This is a genomic window from Methylobacterium sp. Leaf125 (assembly GCF_001423085.1).
GTDB lineage: Bacteria > Pseudomonadota > Alphaproteobacteria > Rhizobiales > Beijerinckiaceae > Methylobacterium.
In genome coordinates this window covers 962,715-981,252 of the sequence record NZ_LMNU01000001.1, presented here as the reverse complement: position 1 = coordinate 981,252, position 18,538 = coordinate 962,715, and the positions used below count along the sequence as shown (strand labels likewise).

Below are 18,538 nucleotides of genomic sequence, written 5' to 3'. Positions count from 1 at the left end.
CGTTTCGAGGAAACCGTCGACCCGCATGTCGATCTCCAACCGCAAGCCCGGCGACCGGCGCGAGCCCGTCGCCGAACCGCTCAAGCGCTCGGTGGCGGGCTGCCTGCGCGCCATCGCCAAGCGCTCCGAGATCGAGGTGGTCTACGCCAGCGACCGCCCGGCGCTGACGGGCGAGAAGGCGCGCCTGCCCGAGCCGCCGCGCAAGCTGACGCCGGAAGACGTCGCGATCCTGCGGGGCAATGCCGACTCGATGGCCCTGCGGCTCGGCTGCCACGACGTCGCCGTGCACCGCCGGCTGGCGCCGGAGAATGCCGGCGCCCGGGCGGTCTTCGACGCGGTCGAGCAGGCCCGCGTCGAGGCCATCGGCTCGCGGCGCATGGCCGGCGTCGCCGCGAACCTCTCGGCGATGCTCGAGGACCGCTACCATCGCGGCGGCAAGTACGAGGACATCACCGACCGGGCCGATGCCCCGATGGAGGATGCCGTCGCCCTGATGGTGCGCGAGCGCCTCACCGGTGCGGCGCCCCCCGACGCGGCCCGGAAGATCGTCGACCTCTGGCGCCCGCATATCGAGGAGAAGGCGGGCACGAATCTCGACGGGCTGATCGGCGCGATCGAGAACCAGCGCGCCTTCGCCCGCTCGGTCCGCGACCTCCTCACCTCCCTCGACATGGCGGACGAGACGCCCTTCGACCCCGAGGACGACGAGAACGAGGACGAGAACGACGCCCAGGACGACGAGCAGACCCCGAGCGAGGGCGAGGCCGAGGAGCAGTCCCAGGGCGACCGCTCCGAGATGGAGACCTCGCAGGAGGCCACCGACGAGTTGCAGGAAGGCGCCACCGAGGCCGCCGATGCGCCCTCCGGTGAGTTGCCCGACGAGGCCGAGAACGCCGAATCCGAGGAGGCGTCGGAGGCTTGGCGCCCGCCGTCGCAGCGGACGAACGAGCCGCGCGGTCCGGAATACAAGGTCTTCAACCCGCGCTTCGACGAGATCATCCACGCCGAGGACCTCTGCGACGCCGAGGAGCTGGCGCGCCTGCGCAGCTACCTCGACAAGCAGCTCGCCCATCTCCAGGGCGTGGTCGGGCGCCTCGCCAACCGGCTGCAGCGTCGGCTCCTGGCCCAGCAGAACCGTGCCTGGGACTTCGACCTCGAAGAGGGCCAGCTCGACCCCGCGCGCCTCGTGCGCGTGGTCACGGATCCGTTCCAGCCGCTCTCGTTCAAGCGCGAGAAGGACACGAACTTTCGCGATACGGTGGTCACGCTCCTGCTGGACAATTCCGGCTCGATGCGCGGCCGGCCGATCACGGTGGCGGCAACCTGCGCCGACATCCTGGCGCGTACCCTCGAGCGCTGCGGCGTCAAGGTCGAGATCCTGGGCTTCACCACGCGCGCCTGGAAGGGCGGACAGTCGCGCGAGGCGTGGCTCGCCGGCGGCAAGCCCAACACCCCGGGCCGCCTCAACGACCTGCGCCACATCGTCTACAAGAGCGCCGACGCGCCCTGGCGCCGGGCGCGCAAGAACCTCGGGCTGATGATGCGCGAGGGTCTGCTCAAGGAGAACATCGACGGCGAGGCGCTGGACTGGGCGCACAAGCGCCTGCTGGGCCGGCCCGAGCAGCGCAAGATCCTGATGGTGATCTCGGACGGTGCGCCGGTCGACGATTCGACGCTGTCGGTCAATCCCGGCAACTACCTCGAGCGCCACCTGCGCTGGATGATCGAGGACATCGAGACCCGGTCGCCGGTGGAACTGCTGGCCATCGGCATCGGCCACGACGTGACGCGTTACTACCGCCGCGCCGTGACGATCATCGATGCGGAGGAGCTCGGCGGTGCGATGACCGAGAAGCTCGCCGAACTCTTCGAGGAGGATTCGGGCACGCCGGCGCCGCAGAAGCGGGCCGCCGGCGGGCGACGCTAGCGTTTGCTTCAGGCCACGCGTCTGTCAGGGATCAGCGAGACCCGGTTATCCCGGAGAAACGAGCGTCGAGTCAGGCATTGAAGGTCTGTCCGGCTCAAATTGAACCTGACGGGCCCGAGTGCTCACGCCGCCCTCTGCGCCAGCGCGTCGAGGGCGGCCGCCACCGCGTCGGCATCGAGCCGGCGGATGACGGGGCCCGAGGTCCAGACCAGCATCGGGACCACGCGGTGGCGCGGGTAGATCTCCGCCAGGAGCGCGGCGTAGAGGGCGATCTGCCCGGCTTCCGCGCGGGGCAGCGGCGCGCCCGCCCGCGGGGGCCGGCCCGTCTTGAAATCCGCGACCCAGACCGTGTCCTCGGCGATGGCCAGGCGGTCGACCCGACCGAAGACCGGACGCGAGACGCCTCCGACCACGACCCGTCCCGACAGCGTCACCTCGGCCCGCGCCTCCGGTGCGAAGAGCGGGGCCAGGTCCGCTTCCGCGAAGAGGTGCAGGGTCGCGGCGACGATGCCGTCCTGCTTGGCCCGGTCGAATCCGGGGGCACGGGCGCGCACGAAGGCGGTCGCGGCGGCCTCCCGCTGAGCCGGGTCGATCCGCGGCAGGTGCTCCACCAGGGAGTGGATCAGGGTCCCGCGCCGGCGCGCCTCGCTGTCGGCCTGGCGCTGGCCCGGCTCGCGGCGGGTGTCGGCGGCTCCCAGCGCGCCGGACGGCGTCACCGGAGGGGCAGCCTCGACCTCGGCCGGGACGGGCGCCTCCAGCCAGGCCGGCAGCTCCGGCGGCCCTTCCGGCATCGAGGGAGCCGGGGCCGCCGGCTGCGCCGCGCCGCCCTCGCGCCACAGGGTCGCGGCGCCGTAGGCGGTCTCCAGGACCTCCCCGGAGCCGAAGGACTCCTCCATGCCCGTGCGGATCATCTCGCACCAGGCCGCCTCGCTCGGAGCCTCGTGCCCCCGATGGGGCGCGATGACGAGGCGGTCGGCGGCCCGGGTCATCGCCACGTAGAGCAGACGGTTGTGCTCTTCGCGGGCGCGGGATTGCAGGGTGGCGCGGGCCTCCGTCACGGCCTCGCAGTCGCCCGCCTTGGCCCCGGCCCAGATCGGCGGCAGCGGCGCCGCGCCCTGGCCGAAGCGCTGCACCCCCGACAGGAGCGGCAGGAGCGGCGGATCGTTGCGGCCCAGGGCCTCGCAGCCGTCGATGACGACGACCACCGGCGCCTCCAGCCCCTTCGCCCCGTGCACCGTCATCACCCGGACCTCGTCGCGGCCGGAATCGAGATCGCGCTTGACCGTGTGGCCGCCCTCCCCGCGCCCCGGAACCGTGTCGTAGCGGGCCAGAAATCCACCGAGGGAGGGCGCGTCGGGCGCCTGCTCGGCCTGCGCCGCCGTCATCAGGAAGACGTCGATGGCGTCGCCGGCCTCGCCGCCGAGGCGGGAGACCAGGGCGCGCCGGCCGCCCCGCGCGCCGAGCAGCGCGGCGTAGAACCCGAACGGTCCCTCGCAGGCCGCCAGTGCGATCCAGGATGTCAGGGCCGCATGGCCCCGGATCGCGGCCGGGTCGCCGGCGGCGGCGTGCCGGGCCAGCGCATCCTCCAGGGTCTCGTGCAGGTCGCGACGGGCCGCGATGCGCACGAGGTCGTCGTCGTCGAAGCCGACGAGGGGCGTCTTCAGGGCGCCGGCCAGGGTCAGGTCGTCGGCCGGCAGGAGTCCGGCGCGGCCCACCGCCACGAGGTCGTTGACGGCGATGTGGGCGGCGATGTCGAGGCGGTCCTGGCCGGCGACGGGCACGCCGAGGGCCTTCATGGCGCGGATGACCTCCTCGAAGGCCGCCGAGCGCTTGCGCACCAGGATGAGGATCTCGCCCGGCCGCCAGACCCGGCCGGTCTCGTCGCCGCTGGTGATCCAGGTCAGGGCGGCCCGGGCGACCCGGCGGGCCGTGACGATGGCCGGCGCGTTGGTCTCGGGCGCGTCGACGGGAGCGGCCCAGGCGTCGGGCTCGGGCTCGTCCGCAGGCTCCTCGATGGGCCAGAGTTCGACGGTGCCGGGCGCGGCTTTGCGCGCGGTACTGTGGGTGGTGCCGACGGCCGTGTCGTCGAAGGACAGGCCCTCGTAATGGGCTGCGATCTTGAAGGTCGCGTCCACCGCGCGCAGGACACCGCCGGCCGAGCGGAACGAGAGTTCGAGCCGCACGTCCTCGAAAGCGAGGTCGGCGCCCGCGGCCGCCCGTTGCCAGTCACGGCGGGTGGTCTCGAATTCGCGCGGTTCGGCGCCCTGGAAGCTGTAGATCGACTGCTTCGGGTCGCCGACGGCGAAGCGGGTCCGTGCGACCTCGCGAGCTCCCTCGCCGGAGGCGAACTCCGCGGTGATGCGGCGCAGGATCTCCCACTGGTGCGGGTTGGTGTCCTGCGCCTCGTCGATGAGCACGTGGTCGACGCCGCGGTCGAGCTTGTACAGCACCCAGGTGGAATCGACCCGGCCGAGGAGGTCGAGGGTCTTGTGGATCAGGTCGTCGAAGTCGAGGGCGCCGAGGCGGGCCTTCTGGGCTTCGACCCGGCGGTGGATCTCGCCCGCGAGGGTGAAGAGGGCGTGGGTGCGCTCCAGGGCGCGCACGCCGCGGAGCGTGTCCTGCAGCGGTTCAAGGCGGTCGCGCTCGTCGCACAGCGCCTGCTTGGCGTCCTCCGGCACCGCTTTCGTGCCGAGGCTCCGGTCGGCTTTCGGCGTGCCCTCCTTGGTGAAGAAGATGCCGAGGTACGTCTCCAGGGCCTCGGCCGGTGTGGCCGCCGCTTCCACCACGAGCAGTTTGTCGGCGATGCCGTCATCGGTGGCCTTGCCGGTGCGCAGGCGACCGGCGAGTGCTGTGAGATCGCCCAGGACCCCGTCGAGCATGCGCGCCTCGATCGCCGCCGCGCTCTCGCCCGCCCGGACCCCGAGGGCGTCGGCCAGCGCTGCGAAGGGCCCTTCGAGGCCGAAGCGGCTGTCCAGCACGTCCCGCGCCCGCATGGCGCTGCGGATCGCCTTGCGCAGGGCATCCCCCGTCGCCTCGGGGCCGACGACGGCGAGGGCCTCGCCGAGATGCGGATGCCGGCCGCCGATGGCGTCGGCCAGCACGTTCCCGGTCTCGATCCGGAAGGCCTCCGCCGCCTGCGTCTCGTCCAGCACCACGAAGCGGGCCGGCACGTTCGCCTCGAAGGGGAACATGTGCAGCAGGCGTTCGCAGAGGGCGTGCAGCGTCTCGATCTTGAGGCCGCCGGGCGTCTCGACTGCACGGGCGAACAGGCGCCGGGCCACCTGCAGCGTCTTGCGCGCTGGGCGTTCCCCCGTGAGCTCCGTCAGTTCGGCCGAGAGGGCGGCCTCGTCCAGCGTCACCCAGCGGCCGAGCACCCGGAACACCCGGATCGACATGTTGGCCGCCGCCGCCTTGGTGAAGGTCAGGCAGAGGATGCGGGCGGGCGGCGCGCCGTCGAGGAGCAGCCGCACCACCCGGTCGGTGAGGACCTTGGTCTTGCCCGCGCCGGCATTGGCCGAGACCCAGGCCGAGGCGCGGGGATCGGCGGCCTTGCGCTGCGCCGCCTTTGTGAGGTCGTCGACGACGAACGCTTCGCGGACAGCCACGCCGCTCATCGGTCCAGCCTCATCCGGTCCTTCGGCTCGGGCGGGACGTCGGGCGCCCCGTCGAGCAGGGCCAGGGCCGCGTCCACGTCGGCGCGCTCGGCGCGAGCGTGAAGCGCCTTCAGGCCGCGGCGGTGGCCCAACCCTTCCGCGATGAAGGCGACCAGCAGCTGGTTGATGGAAACGTTGTCCTCGTCAGCGGCCGTCTTGGCCTGGGACATGACGTGGTCGGGCAGACGGAGTGCGAAGTTCGGCATGGCCCATCCTCGTGTCTGTCAGAGGGTCAGGTAGGCTTGCGGGGTCATCGCCTGCAGGCCGAAAGCCGATAGGACCGGCTTCCGGAAGTGGCGATCGTGGGTCAGGATCAACGCGGCTCCGGCGGCCAGGGCACATTCGACGTAGAGATCATCCTTCGGATCATCGAGGAACGGCCTGAATCGGAACCAGGGCAGGGTCAGGACGGCCGTCGCGCACAGAGCGTCCAAGATCGTGTCGATCTCGGCCTCGTCGATCCAGGGTGTGGGACCCAGCAGTCCCGGTCGTTTGAGGACATCCTCGTACTCGAGAACCATCGCTGGCGAGAGCGCGAACGAAAACCGGCGGGTGAGCAGACCACGCAGCACGGCATGGGATGCTCCGTTGCGTGATCGCAGCGCGCCGAGCAAGACGTTGGCATCCACGACGATCATTCCTCAAAATGATATCGGGGGCGATATCGGTCAAGGGCCCAATCTGATCGGTCGCGGCGTCGCGCCTCATCCCTCACCCTCGCCGCCGAGCGACCATTCCAGCACCCGGGCGAGGTGGTCGTAGTCGCCGTAGGACTTGGCGTATTTCGGATAGGGCCGCGAGGTATAGGCGGCCTCGCCGGTGAGGAAGCGGGCCACGAGGCCGCGGAAGCGCGCCACGTGCTCGTCCACGATGGCGGCGACCTCGCGCTCGTCGCCGCGCGGCGGCTTCACCGCGAGGGGCTCGAAGGGTTTGCGGCCGCCCGAGGCGTGGACGTAGAGGAGGTCCGGCGTCAGCGTGGTGGCGGGGAAGCCGTCGAAGGCCCCGGCCATGAGCATCGCCGCCTCCAGGGTGAGCTGGGGCGAGAAGCCGGCGAAGACCTCCTTGTTGCTCGGCGGCAGCCCGGTCTTGAAGTCGACGATGCAGGCCCCGCCGTCGCGGCGCCGCTCGATCCGGTCGGCCCGCGCCCGCAGGGTGAAGGTCTCGGTGCCCATCGGGATCACCCACTTGCCGGAGATTTCCGGGTGCACCCGCGTCAGCTGCGCCCGGCGCTCCACCTCCCAGGCGAGGAAGTGCGCGGCCAGCCGCTCATAGCGCGGCCACCATTCCGCGTAGAGTTCGGGATAGGTGTCCGAGATCGGCTGGAAGGCGTTCAGGGCCAGGCTGAACAGCCGCTCCACCGCCGTCTCGGGCAGCGCCTCGGGATGGTCCTGGGCGAACTGGCCCAGGATCTCGTGGATCAGCGTGCCCCGGTCGGCGGCGCCGGGCTCGGCCGCCACCGGATCCAGGGGATCGAGGCCGAGGACGTGCCGGGCGAAGATCACGTAGGGGTCGCGCACCAGGGTCTCCACCTCGGTGACGCTCAGAGACCTGGGGAACAGGGCCGGATCGGGCTTGGGCCGGGGCTGCTTCAAGCGGGCTTGCGCCGGACCCGTGCCCTGGTCGAGGGCGGCGGCGTAGGCCGAGAAGCGGCGCCCGGCGGCGAGGGCCTGGCTCCAGCAGGCGTCGCCCGTGAAGGCGCGCAGGCGCTGCAGGAAGCGCGAGGGCACCGTCGGCGCGCCTTCGCGCTTGGCCGCCCGGGTGATGAGGGCGTCGTGGTGGCCCAGCGCCTGGACGAAGTCGTGGGCGCTCTGGCCGATCCGGCGCTCGGGCGGGTTGAGGCCGATGCGCTCGCGCATGGGTCGGTTCAGGAAGGCGTCGGTGGTCGTCTGCATCGGCCAGACGCCCTCGTCGAGGCCGCCGAGCACGACCCGGTCGACACTCATCAGCCGCGCCTCCAGCAGACCGAGGATCCGCAGGCGCGGATGCGGGCGCCCGTCGCTGCAGGCCACCATGCGCTCGCGGGCCAAGGCGGTGAAGAAGGCGGGATAGTCGCCGAAACGGCCCGGAAGCAGGCCGGGCTCGGCCAGCTCCAGGTCGTCGAACAGGGTGTCGAGGACGCCCAGGGACGCATCGTCGACGGCCTCGCCCTCGGCCGCGTCGATCAGCCTGTCGAAGGTGGCACGGTGGCAGGCGGCGTAGGCGACGAGGTTTCCGACGCCGCGGTGATCGGCGTCGAGGAAGCCGTCGAAGGCCACCTCTAGACGGTTCAGAAGATCGGCGGCGAGGTCCCAGTCGCGTTCGGTCAGGCGGCGCTTGGCCCGGGGCCGTCGCCCGGTGGCGGTGCGCTGATCGGCCAGGGCCTGTTGCAGACCGGCAAAGCCCGGTGCCGGGGCGGGGCCGCGCAGGGTCCCGATCTCCAGGGCGGCGGCGGCCCGGACCACGTCGCTGCGCGGCATGCCGAGGCGGACATACGGATGGGACAGGAGCGTGATCAGCCGGGCCGGCTCGAGATCGGCCGCGACCTCGGCGGCGAGGCGCGCCAAGCGCCCGGCCCGACTGCGCGACAGGGCCTCGCCGCCGGAATCCTCCGCGACGATGCCCCAGCGGGCCAGTTCGGCCGCGACGCGCAGAGCCAGGCCGCGGTCCGGCGTCACCAGGGCCGCCGTCGCGCCGGGCATTTCGAGGGTCTCGCGCAAGGCGATGGCGATGATCAGCGCCTCTTCCCGCTCGTCGCTGGCCTCGACCACGGCGAGGCCCTGCATGCCCTCCTCCGCCAGCCGGGCGCGCTCGGCCGGGTCGAGGGCCGCCCAGGCCTCGGTGGTCTCGGCCGGGCGCAGGGCCTGGGACAGCAACCCGAAGCGGGCCCGGGACTCGGCGGAGGGGTCTCCCAGGGACGCGACCTGCATCCGGTCGCGGTCGAGACCGGCGGGACCGAGGAGGCGATGCAGGACCGCCTGCGGGTGGCCATGAGCGATCTCCCGCGAAACGCCCTCGCCGGTCTCGATGGCGTCCCAGCCGGCGGCATCGAGTTCGGAGTCGAGGCCGGGCAGCACCACGGCGCCGCGGGGCAGCGCCGCCACCGCGGCGATCAGCCGGGCCGTCGCCGGCACCGAGCCGGTGGAGCCCGCCACGATCACCGGGGTGGCGGGCCGCTCGCGCATCAGCCGGTCCGCTTCGGCCAGGACGAGGCGGCGCGAGCGCGAAACCGGGTCGCTCATGCCCCGCTCGGCGAGGATCCCGGGCCAGGCCTCGGCGGCGATCTTCACGAAGTCCAGGGTCAGGCCGAAGTAGCGCGAGTACTCGGCCTCGACGGCGCCGCCGATCTCGGCCCAGGGCAGCCCCTCGACGGTGAGCGCGTCCATGAGCCGTTCCAGGTCGGCGGCGAGCCCGATCGCGTCGGCGGGGGAGGATGGCACTAGGAAGGGCACGTCGTCGTCGATGGGCAGCAATGTGCGGTCCACCGCCTCGGCCCAGCCCTGGACGAGCCGGGCGAGGATGAGCCGGCGCTCCAGGGGCGGCATCGCCGGCGCGAGGAGATCGGGGCCGTTCTCGAGGAGCGGGTTGGCGGCCAGGTCCAGTTCCGCCTCGTCGGCCTCGCCGAGGGGGACCATCCGGGGCAGCAGGGCCGCGTGCCCGAGGCGTGCGGCGAGGATCGCGGCCAGCGCCCGCACCGCCCGCTGGGTCGGCAGGTAGAGGGTGATGGAGGCGAGCGCGAAGGGATCGTCGCCGATCGCGCCCACGAGGCGCCCCGAAATCAGGGCGTCGGCGAGGGTCGGCAGGAAGGGCGCGCCGGGCGGGATCGAGAAGACGTGGGGGGCGGAGACGTCTGAGGTCGGCATCCCACCCTCCATGCCACCAAATCCCCGGCCCGGGAATGCGGCGGCGCGTCGAATCGCCGATCGGCCCTCAGGGCGTGGGTGCCGTCGATTTCACCCGGGCCTCGGCGGCCGTGATCGCCTCCGGCGTGCCGACATGGAGCCATTGCCCGTCGAGGCGCAGGCCGTGCAGCCGGCCGGCCGCGATGGCACGGTCGAACAGGAGGTTGAGGGAGAAGGCCCCCTCGGGGGTCTCGGCGAACAGGCCGGGCTTCAGGATGGCGACGCCGGCATAGATGAAGGGCGCCACCTCGCGCTCGCCGCGGCGCTCCAGAGCCCCGGACGAATCCATCGCGAAGTCGCCGTTGCCCTCGTAGCCGAGGCTCGTCGCGGTCGGGGCGACGAGGAGGAGAATGTCCATCGCGGCCGGGTCCCAGGCGGCGATCAGGCGGCCGAGATTGGATTCCGGGCCCTCCAGCCAGAACGAGTCGGCGTTGAACACGACGAACGGGTGGTCGCCGAGCAGCGGCAGGGCCTTCTTCACGCCGCCGCCGGTCTCCAGCAGGGCGTCGCGCTCGTCGGAGAGCACGATCTTCGGGGCGGTCTGGCGCTTGCGCACATGCCCCTCGATCAGGTCGGCCAGGTAGTGGACGTTGACCACCGCCTCGGTGATGCCCCCCTCGGCCGCCCGGTCGAGGGCATGGTCGAGGAGCGCCCGGCCGGCCACCTCCACCAGGGGCTTGGGCACCGTCGCGGTGATCGGGCGCATCCGTTTGCCGAGACCCGCCGCGAGGACGAAGGCGCGGGTGATGGGGGCTGTGTCGGACATGGCGGCTTCGTCTCGTCGGAGAGGTCTCGGGCGGGCGCGGCCGCCCTCGGGCAGCCTTGCGCGGGCATCGCGGATTGTCAGGCGCCCTCGGCCGGCTCGCCCGCGGCCTTCGGCACGAGGTGCGGCAGGTGCGCCTCGTGCCAGAGGCGCAGGTGGGTCAGGGCCGGGTGGTTGAGGTTGCGCGCGAGGTAGCCCTCGATGCGCGGCAGGTGCGCGAGGTAGGCCGGCTTGCCGTCGCGCCGATCCAGGCGGGCGAAGATGCCGAGGATCTTCGTGGCGCGCTGGGCCGCCAGCACCGCGTAGGCCCGGGCGAAGGCCTGCATGTCGAAGTCGGGCTCGCGGGCCCGGCGCTCGCGCACGTAGAGGCCGAGGAGGCGCAGCTCGAACTCCGCCGTGGCGTCCACGCGCGCGTCCTGGAGCAGCGAGGCGACATCGTAGGCGGGATGGCCCAGGACCGCATCCTGGAAGTCGATGACGCCGATGCGCTCCAGTCCCTCGCGCTCGGGCAGCCAGATCAGGTTCGGCGAGTGGTAGTCCCGCAGGGTCCAGGTCGGGCGGTCGGGCTTGATGCTGTCGAGCACCTCCGCCCACAGGGCCACAAATTCGGACCGGGCCGCGTGGGGCAGATCGGCTCCCCGGATGGCCGGGCAGTACCAGTCGGGCAGCAATTCGGTCTCGAACACCAGGGCTTCGAGATCATAGGGCGGCAGCACGTGGTCGATGCCGTCGGCCACGGGCAGCACGCCCGGCAACTCGGTGGCGTGGAGCTTGGCCAGGAGACGCACCGCCTCGGCGTAGCGCTCCGGGCGCGGCCCATTGGCGTCGACCACCGGTTCGGAGCCGAGATCCTCCAGGATCAGCAGGCCCTCGGCGAGGTCCTCGCCGTAGATGCGGGGGGCCGAGAAACCGAGGGCACGCAGGCCCCGGTCCATCCCCACGAAGGCGTGCACGCTCTCGGCGAGCTTGACGATGGCGCTGTAGGGGCGGCCGTTGCGGACCGGCGGGCCGTCGGCGCGGGGCGGCGAGATCATCAGCACGGCGCTCTTGCCGTCCGGCTTCACCAGCCGCTCGTAGGCGCGCGAGGAGGCGTCGCCCTGCATGTTGATGCGGGTGGCCTCGTCCCAGCCGCTGCGGACGAGGAGGATGCGCAGCGCCCGCGCCCGCTTCAGCCGGGCGACCATGCCGCCGCTGCCGTCGATGCGGGCAAAGCGCGCCCCATCCCCGAATTCGGCCCGCAGGGACAGGTCGACGATCAGCATCGGCGCGTCGCGGGGTCCGAGGCGCTCGGGCCACTCCACCAGGGTGATGGCGGTCTCGGCCATCTCGTCGAAGCCGAGCTCCACGAGTTCGTCGGGGCTGCGCAGGCGGTAGAGATCGGCATGCACGATGGCGCGCCCGTCGGCGGCCTCGTAGGGCTGGATCAGCGTGAAGGTCGGACTCGGGACGTCGAGGTCGGGATCGCCGACGAGTTCGCGGATCAGCGCGCGCGCGAGGGTGGTCTTGCCGCCGCCGAGGCCGCCGGACAGGGCGACGATGTCCCCCGGCACGAGAAGCCCCGCGAGGAAACGGCCGAGATCCTCGGTGGCGCTCTCTTCCGGGAGCATGATCTCCCAGGCCGATTTCACCTCACGCTGGGGCGTGTCGGCACCATCCTCGTTCAACGCCCAACTCCTCCATGGCCGTGCGCCGCCGCGGCCGGATCCGGATCGCGCGGAGCCCCGCTGTCATACCGGAGCATCCTTAACCAAATCGCGGACAGACCGAAGGCTCCATCGGGACGCCCCCGCCCGAAGCCCCTACTCGGCGGCATCCCGCCGCGCGGTCGGCTCGGTGATCGGGAAGGTGCAGGTGACGCGGGTGCCGGCGCCGGGGGCCGATTCCAGGCTGACGCGCCCGCCATGCAGTTCCACGAAGGAGCGCACGATCGAGAGGCCGAGGCCGACGCCGCGATGGCGGGTGCCGAGGGTGTGACTCTCGAACCGGTCGAAGACCCGCGAAGCGACGTCGGGCGGCATGCCCTGCCCCTGGTCGGCCACCGCCAGGGTCAGTTCGGAGGCGTTGCGGCGGACCTCGACGCGGACCTGCTGGCCCGGCGCCGAGAAGCCGACGGCGTTCGACAGCAGGTTGAACAGGATCTGCCGGACGCGCTTGCCATCGGCCACGAAGCTCCCGACGTCGTCGGGCACGTCGAGATCGAGGGCGATGGCGGAATCGGCGAGTCGATCTTCGAGCCCGCGCACGGCGGCATCGACCGTGGCGCGGACGTCGACCACCTCGCGGGTCAGCTCGAGGGAGCCCGCGTCGATGGAGGCGAGATCGAGGATGTCGTTGATCATCACGAGCAGCGCCCCCGACGAGCGCATGATGTGGCCCGAATACTCGCGCTGACGCTCGTTCAGGGCGCCCACCGTCTCGTCGCCGAGGAGCTGGGTGAAGCCGATGATGTTGGTGAGCGGCGAGCGCAGCTCGTACGAGACGTGGTTCACGAAGGTGTCGCGCAGCTGCGAGGTGCGCTCCAGGGCGTCGTTCTTGTCGGTGAGTGCGCGCTCCACGTTCACGCTGGCGGTGACGTCGATCAGGGTGAGCAGCGTCGCGCCCTCGGGCAACGGTTGGGCGGCGCAGTCGAGGACGGTGCCGTCGACGATCTCCAGGCGGCAGGTCAGGCCGGCGCGGCTTTCCAGGCCCGTGATGGCGCCGCGGATGTCGATCCACGGGTCCTCGTCGGGCGAGAGGGTCTGGCAGGCGGCGATGACGGCATCGACCCGGGGGCGCTCGCGCAGGGTTTCGGGGTCGAGGCGCCACAGGGTCGCGAAGGCGCGGTTGGCGAAGGTGAGCCGGCCGTCGGCGCCGAACACCGCCACGGGCTCCTTCAGGGTGTCGAGGGTCTCGGCCTGCACCCGCATCAGCGCGTTGTAGCGGGATTCGAGCTTCATGTTCTCCGAGACGTCGTCGAACAGGTAGGTCAGGCCGCCCTGGGGGTTGGGATCGGCGACGACGCGCAGCGAGCGTCCGTCGGGCAGATACCACCAGGCCTCGTTGGCCTCCACGGCCCGGTAGGCGGCGAGCACGTCGGCCTTCCAGGATTTGAAGTCGGCCTGCTCGGGCAGCTTCCGGGCGGCGCGCAGCCGGTCGAGGATCTCGCCGTCGAGGGGGCGGCCGTCGAGGAAGACCGGATCGAGGTCCCAGAGCTGGCGATAGGCGGCATTGTGGAAGATCAGGCGCTGGCGGGCGTCGAACATCGCCACGGCGGTGGGCAGCTGGTCGAGGGTGCGGACGTTGGCATCCATCTGCCGCTGCAGGTCGGCACGGACGCTCTCGAGCTCCGAGACGTCGACGGCGATGCCGACCCGACCGGTCTCGATCGCGCTCTCGGTGACGTCGAGGGTGCGCCGCCCACCCGCCACCACCGCCGAGAGGCGATGCGGCACGCGGCCCCCGGTGGCCAGGCGGCCGGAATCGTCGCGGGCAATGAGGTCGCGGGCCTGGCGGTCGAGGAGTTCGACGCCGCCCTCGAGCGCATGCTCCCGGGTGCCGGCCTCCACCGCCGCGACGTAGGCGAGGTTGACCCAGGCGAGCGCCCCATCGCGGTTGCGGCGCCAGACCGGCTGCGGGATCGCGTCGAGGAGACTGCCGAGGGCCGAGAGGCCGCGCTTGGCCTCGTACAGCGTGAGGCGCAGGTCGATGAGCTCGCGCTTCTCGTCCGTCGTCTCGCGCAGGCGCAGGATCGCGCGGCCGGACAGGGCCTGCCCGTGCGCATCGATGAAGCGGCCCGACTGGGTGCGCAGGCTCAGGCGGAAGCCGGCGCCGCGGGCGCGGAGCGCCTCGACGGCAGTGTTGAGGGCATCGGCATCGACCGCGTGCAGCCAGGTCTCGAAGCCGGGCAGGCCGAGATCGGTGTCGCCGGGCGCGCGCCGGGCATCGATGAGTCCGAGATCGCCCTCGATGGTCGGGGCGCCGCGGCCCGACCAGGTGATGAGGACCTGGCGCTCGGCGTTCAGGAGCATCTCGGCGCGGTCGTGGGACTCGCGCAGGGCCGACAGTTCGGTGACGAGGTCGCGCTCGCGCCGGGTCCAGCGGCTGCGCTCGCGCATGTGCAGCAGGGCGACAATGGTGGAGAACACCGTCAAGCCGATCAGGATGGCGAGACCGGCGGCGTTGTGCGTGTGCTGCCCGAACCCCGAGACGGCAGCGCCGGCATCCATCCCCGTCCCGGCCGCCCGCGCCGGGAGACCGGCCACGGCAACGACCAGAGAGCCGGCGCACAGCAGGGCGCGCGCCGTTCGTTCGACCCTCATGATCCGTCCCGCCTCCACGAATCTTCGATGAGACGCCGAAAGGCGCCCATCCCGCAACAGGCCGGAGGCCGGCTGCGAGCCACTCCATCTGAGGAATCAGCCCACACTAGCGCGAGGCGGAATCGTCCCGGAAGAGGGTTAAGCTTAACTTTAGAGGCTTCAGAGGCGATGGCCGCGCAGGAGCGCAGAAAAGCCACACTGCGCAGGCGGGCGGGCGGCGCCCCCGAACGTGCGGAAGCCCGGCACGGGGCCGGGCTTCGCGGACGGGATTCGACGGGTCGCGGCGCCCCGCGAGGGGCGCCGGAGCGGTGTTCAGTAGCGGTAGTGGTCGGGCTTGAACGGGCCGTTCTCGGAGACGCCGATATAGGCGGCCTGGTCGGGACGGAGCTTGGAGAGCTTGACGCCGATCTTCTCGAGGTGGAGGAGCGCGACCTTCTCGTCGAGGGCCTTGGGCAGGGTGTAGACCTGCTTCTCGTACTTGCCCGGGTTGGTCCAGAGCTCGATCTGGGCCAGGGTCTGGTTGGTGAACGAGGCCGACATCACGAAGGACGGGTGGCCGGTGGCGTTGCCGAGGTTCACCAGGCGTCCCTCCGACAGGAGGATGATGCGGTGGCCGTCGGGGAAGGTGATCTCGTCCACCTGCGGCTTGATGTTCGACCAGGTGAGGTTCTTCAGGCCGGCGACCTGAATCTCGTTGTCGAAGTGACCGATGTTGCACACGATGGCGCGGTCCTTCATCGCCCGCATGTGCTCGATGGTGATGATGTCCTTGTTGCCCGTCGCGGTGACGAAGATGTCGGCGCGCGGAGCGGCGTCCTCCATCGTCACGACCTCGTAGCCTTCCATCGCGGCCTGGAGCGCGCAGATGGGATCGACCTCGGAGACGAGGACGCGGCAGCCGGCATGGCGGAGCGACGAGGCCGAGCCCTTGCCCACGTCGCCGAAGCCCGCGACCATGGCGACCTTGCCGGCCATCATGACGTCGGTGCCGCGGCGGATACCGTCGACCAGCGACTCGCGGCAGCCGTAGAGGTTGTCGAACTTGGATTTGGTGACGGCGTCGTTCACGTTGATCGCCGGGAAGAGCAGCTTGCCCTCCTTGGCGAGGTTGTAGAGGCGGTGCACACCGGTGGTGGTCTCCTCGGAGACGCCCTTGATCGAATCGGCCAGACCGGCGAACCAGCCCTTCGGCTTCTCGGCGAGCTTCTTCTTGAGGAGCGCGAAGAAGATCTCCTCCTCCTCGGATTCCGGCTTGTCGAGGAAGGCGGTGTCGCCGTTCTCGGCGCGCAGGCCCAGGTGCACGAACATGGTGGCGTCGCCGCCGTCGTCGAGGATCATGTTCGGCATGCCGCCGTCATGCCAGTCGAACAGCTTCGCGGTGTAGTCCCAGTACTCCCCCAGGGTCTCGCCCTTGATGGCGAAGACCGGGATGCCGGCGGCGGCGATGGCGGCGGCGGCATGGTCCTGGGTCGAGTAGATGTTGCAGGAGACCCAGCGGATGTCGGCGCCCAGCGCCTTCAGGGTCTCGATCAGCACGGCCGTCTGAATCGTCATGTGCAGCGAGCCGGCGATCTTCGCGCCCTTCAGGGGCTGCGACGGACCGAACTCCTCGCGCGTCGCCATCAGGCCCGGCATCTCGGTCTCGGCGATCGAGATCTCCTTGCGACCGTAATCGGCCAGGCCGATGTCCTTGACGATATAATCCTGGGCCGAGGCAGTCTGGGCCGGGGAAGTCTGGGCCATGGCGGTTCGCTCCATCTCGCGTGACGTGTCGGCGTGGCCTATAGCAGGGCGCCGGACGGGAGGCAATCAAGATATAAAGATGTCTTTATGCGAACGATTCCAACTGGGGCTCCCCGGACGGCTCGCCCAAGCCGACTGACAAATCGTCCACAACGTGTATCTCGTACGGGCGGTTGTGGCTTTCCTCGACGCACGACTCGGGCATGCTCAGGCGCGTTCGCACGAAGAGCGGAGCGGCAAGCCATGCACCGATACCTTGTCCTCGCCATCGCCCTCGGTCTCGCCCCGCTCGAGACGGCCGAGGCCGCCCCGATGCGCATGGCCACCTTCGAGAAAGTTGCCCTGTCGGGCAGCCGGCTCACGCTGGGCTCGTTCTCGTCGCTCGACCCGACCTGTCGGTCCCTCGGTCGGATGACGATCAGCATCATCGACCCGCCGCATGACGGCCACGTCCAGGTCGGGCAGGGACAGGCTTTTCCGAACTTCCCGATGTTCAACGCCCGCGCGCGCTGCAATGTCCGCAAGTGACCCGCGACCTTCGTCTTCTACACCGCGACGCCCGGCTATACCGGACCGGACGACTTCGCGATCGAGATCGTCGATCCGGCGGGAAACGTCGGCCGTGCGCGCTACCGCGTCACGGTCCGATAAGGCTCACACCTCGTCCCGCAGCTGCCGCCGGATGATCTTGCCCGTGGTGGTCATGGGCAGGCTGTCCCGGAACGCGATCTCGCGCGGGTACTCGTGGGCCGAGAGACGCGTGCGCACGTAGGCCTGGATCTCGGCGGCCAGCGCCTCCGAGGCTTCGTAGCCCGGGCGCAGGACGACGTAGGCCTTCACGATCTCGGTGCGCAGGGGATCCGGCTTGCCGACCGCGGCGGCGAGGGCCACGGCCGGGTGCGCGCCGAGGCAATCCTCGATCTCGGTGGGACCGATGCGGTAGGCCGCCGAGGTGATGAGATCGTCCTCGCGCCCAACGAAATGGACGTAGCCGTCGGCGTCGCGCCGGGCGGCATCGCCGGTCAGCATCCAGTCGCCGGAGAACTTCCTCGCCGTCGCCTCGGGCTGGTTCCAGTAGCGCAGGAACATCACCGGGTCGGGCCGCGCAACGGCGATCTCGCCGGGCTCGTCGGTGGCGGCCTCGCGGCCGTCCGGCCGCAGGATCGCGACCCGGTGCCCGGGAACCGGGCGTCCGGTGGAGCCCGCCCGCGCCACCCCCGCCGACCGGCAGGCGGCGAGGACGAGGTTGCACTCGGTCTGGCCATAGGCCTCGCCGATGGTGAGCCCGAGCTCGCGCCGCGCCCAGTCGAAGGTTTCCGGACCGAGGGATTCGCCGGCGGAGGCGATGTTGCGCAGGCGAGACAGGTCGAAGCGCCCGCGCGGATCGGCGACGCCGCGCAGCATGCGCAGGGCCGTGGGCGGCAGGAACGCGAGGGTGACCGCCCGCTCGGCGATCAGCCGGAACGCGGCGTCCGGCTCGAACCGGAAGCTCGGGCAGGCCACCACCGGCACGCCGAAATGCAGGCTCGGCAGGGCCGCATTGAGCAGGCCGCCGGCCCAGGCCCAGTCGGAGGGCGTCCACATCCGGTCGCCGGCCTTCGGGGGAAAATCGTGCATCATGCAGAAGCCCGGCAGGTGCCCCAGGAGCACCCGGTGGGCATGCAGCGCGCCCTTGGCCAGCCCGGTTGTGCCGGAGGTGTAGATCATCAGGGCCGGATCATCGGCCCGGGTGTCGACCGGGACGAACCCGCCCGGTGCCTCGGCGAGCAGGGTCTCGTAGTCGAGGGCCGCGCCCCGCGCGCCGTCCACGCAGACCACGAGCTCGAGCGCCGGCAGATCGGCGCGGAGGGCTTCGACCTTGGAGAGGCCGGCCGCGTCGGTGACGAGGACGCGGGCGCCGGCGTCGGCGAGGCGGTAGCGGAGGGCGTCCGGCCCGAACAGGCCGGCGAGCGGCAGGGCGATCGCTCCCAGCTTGTAGGCCGCCGCATGGGCGATCACCACGGCGGCCGATTGCGGAAGCAGGACGCCGACGCGGTCGCCGGGCACCACGCCCCTCGCCCGCAATCCGGTCGCGAGACGGTCGGAGCGATCCCGCAGGTCCCCGAAGGTGACCTCCGAGACCTGCGCCCCGACGACCTCCTGGATCGCGACCCGGCCGGGCTCGCGCTGGGCCCAGCGGTCGCAGACATCGACGCCGAGATTGAACCGCTCCGGGATGTCCCAGGCGAAACCGGCGACGAGCCCGGCATAGTCGGGGGCGGGCCTCAGCACGGCGG

The 18,538-nt window shown here is 71.5% G+C and carries 11 protein-coding genes; 2 read left to right on the top strand and 9 right to left on the bottom strand.

Annotated elements, in window-relative coordinates:
• Positions 1 to 25 precede the first annotated feature (25 nt).
• The gene (cobT, locus tag ASF58_RS04425; protein WP_055947703.1) at positions 26 to 1,927 is read left to right on the top strand and encodes a cobaltochelatase subunit CobT; all 1,902 of its coding nucleotides are present in this window, start codon (positions 26 to 28) and stop codon (positions 1,925 to 1,927) included.
• Positions 1,928 to 2,049: 122 nt separating this feature from the next.
• Here cobT and addA read toward each other — a convergent pair whose 3' ends face one another.
• The 8 genes from addA to ahcY form a co-directional block, all read right to left on the bottom strand.
• Positions 2,050 to 5,541 carry a double-strand break repair helicase AddA gene (gene addA, locus ASF58_RS04420; protein ID WP_055947701.1) on the bottom strand — a complete coding sequence of 1,164 codons (3,492 nt, stop codon included), beginning with the start codon at positions 5,539 to 5,541 and terminating at the stop codon, positions 2,050 to 2,052.
• On the bottom strand, positions 5,538 to 5,786 hold the full coding sequence (locus ASF58_RS04415) for a hypothetical protein (protein ID WP_055947698.1): 249 nt from the start codon (positions 5,784 to 5,786) through the stop codon (positions 5,538 to 5,540). The genes addA and ASF58_RS04415 overlap by 4 nt, the downstream gene beginning before the upstream one ends.
• A gap of 18 nt (positions 5,787 to 5,804) precedes the next feature.
• A complete protein-coding gene (locus tag ASF58_RS04410) occupies positions 5,805 to 6,218 on the bottom strand; it encodes a PIN domain-containing protein (RefSeq protein WP_055947695.1) in 414 nt (137 codons plus the stop codon).
• A gap of 66 nt (positions 6,219 to 6,284) precedes the next feature.
• Positions 6,285 to 9,419 carry a double-strand break repair protein AddB gene (addB, locus tag ASF58_RS04405; protein WP_055947693.1) on the bottom strand — a complete coding sequence of 1,045 codons (3,135 nt, stop codon included), beginning with the start codon at positions 9,417 to 9,419 and terminating at the stop codon, positions 6,285 to 6,287.
• Between the two features lie 67 nt (positions 9,420 to 9,486).
• Positions 9,487 to 10,224: a nucleotidyltransferase family protein gene (locus tag ASF58_RS04400; RefSeq protein ID WP_055947690.1), complete on the bottom strand. Its 738-nt coding sequence runs from the start codon at positions 10,222 to 10,224 to the stop codon at positions 9,487 to 9,489.
• 77 nt (positions 10,225 to 10,301) lie between these two features.
• Positions 10,302 to 11,828: a tRNA (adenosine(37)-N6)-threonylcarbamoyltransferase complex ATPase subunit type 1 TsaE gene (tsaE, locus tag ASF58_RS04395; RefSeq protein ID WP_082512860.1), complete on the bottom strand. Its 1,527-nt coding sequence runs from the start codon at positions 11,826 to 11,828 to the stop codon at positions 10,302 to 10,304.
• 192 nt (positions 11,829 to 12,020) lie between these two features.
• Positions 12,021 to 14,519 (bottom strand): PAS domain-containing sensor histidine kinase, encoded by a 2,499-nt coding sequence (locus ASF58_RS04390; RefSeq protein ID WP_055948832.1) that lies wholly within the window; start codon positions 14,517 to 14,519, stop codon positions 12,021 to 12,023.
• A gap of 312 nt (positions 14,520 to 14,831) precedes the next feature.
• Positions 14,832 to 16,262, bottom strand: a complete 1,431-nt coding sequence (gene ahcY / locus ASF58_RS04385; protein WP_055948829.1) for an adenosylhomocysteinase — start codon at positions 16,260 to 16,262, stop codon at positions 14,832 to 14,834.
• A gap of 243 nt (positions 16,263 to 16,505) precedes the next feature.
• Between ahcY and ASF58_RS04380 the strand changes: the two genes are divergently transcribed.
• Positions 16,506 to 16,790 (top strand): hypothetical protein, encoded by a 285-nt coding sequence (locus ASF58_RS04380; protein ID WP_055947685.1) that lies wholly within the window; start codon positions 16,506 to 16,508, stop codon positions 16,788 to 16,790.
• 126 nt (positions 16,791 to 16,916) lie between these two features.
• Here ASF58_RS04380 and ASF58_RS04375 read toward each other — a convergent pair whose 3' ends face one another.
• Complete coding sequence (locus tag ASF58_RS04375) at positions 16,917 to 18,533, bottom strand: AMP-binding protein (protein WP_055947682.1); 1,617 nt, start codon at positions 18,531 to 18,533, stop codon at positions 16,917 to 16,919.
• Between the last annotated feature and the right edge of the window lie 5 nt (positions 18,534 to 18,538).

Coding starts and splice junctions, on each gene's coding strand:
- ASF58_RS04410 (WP_055947695.1), bottom strand. CDS start 6,218: ATGATCGTCGTGGATGCCAACGTCTTGCTCGGCGCGCTGCGATCACGC.
- tsaE (WP_082512860.1), bottom strand. CDS start 11,828: ATGCTCCCGGAAGAGAGCGCCACCGAGGATCTCGGCCGTTTCCTCGCG.
- ahcY (WP_055948829.1), bottom strand. CDS start 16,262: ATGGCCCAGACTTCCCCGGCCCAGACTGCCTCGGCCCAGGATTATATC.
- cobT (WP_055947703.1), top strand. CDS start 26: ATGTCGATCTCCAACCGCAAGCCCGGCGACCGGCGCGAGCCCGTCGCC.
- ASF58_RS04380 (WP_055947685.1), top strand. CDS start 16,506: ATGCACCGATACCTTGTCCTCGCCATCGCCCTCGGTCTCGCCCCGCTC.
- addA (WP_055947701.1), bottom strand. CDS start 5,541: ATGAGCGGCGTGGCTGTCCGCGAAGCGTTCGTCGTCGACGACCTCACA.
- ASF58_RS04415 (WP_055947698.1), bottom strand. CDS start 5,786: ATGCCGAACTTCGCACTCCGTCTGCCCGACCACGTCATGTCCCAGGCC.
- ASF58_RS04400 (WP_055947690.1), bottom strand. CDS start 10,224: ATGTCCGACACAGCCCCCATCACCCGCGCCTTCGTCCTCGCGGCGGGT.
- ASF58_RS04390 (WP_055948832.1), bottom strand. CDS start 14,519: ATGAGGGTCGAACGAACGGCGCGCGCCCTGCTGTGCGCCGGCTCTCTG.
- addB (WP_055947693.1), bottom strand. CDS start 9,419: ATGCCGACCTCAGACGTCTCCGCCCCCCACGTCTTCTCGATCCCGCCC.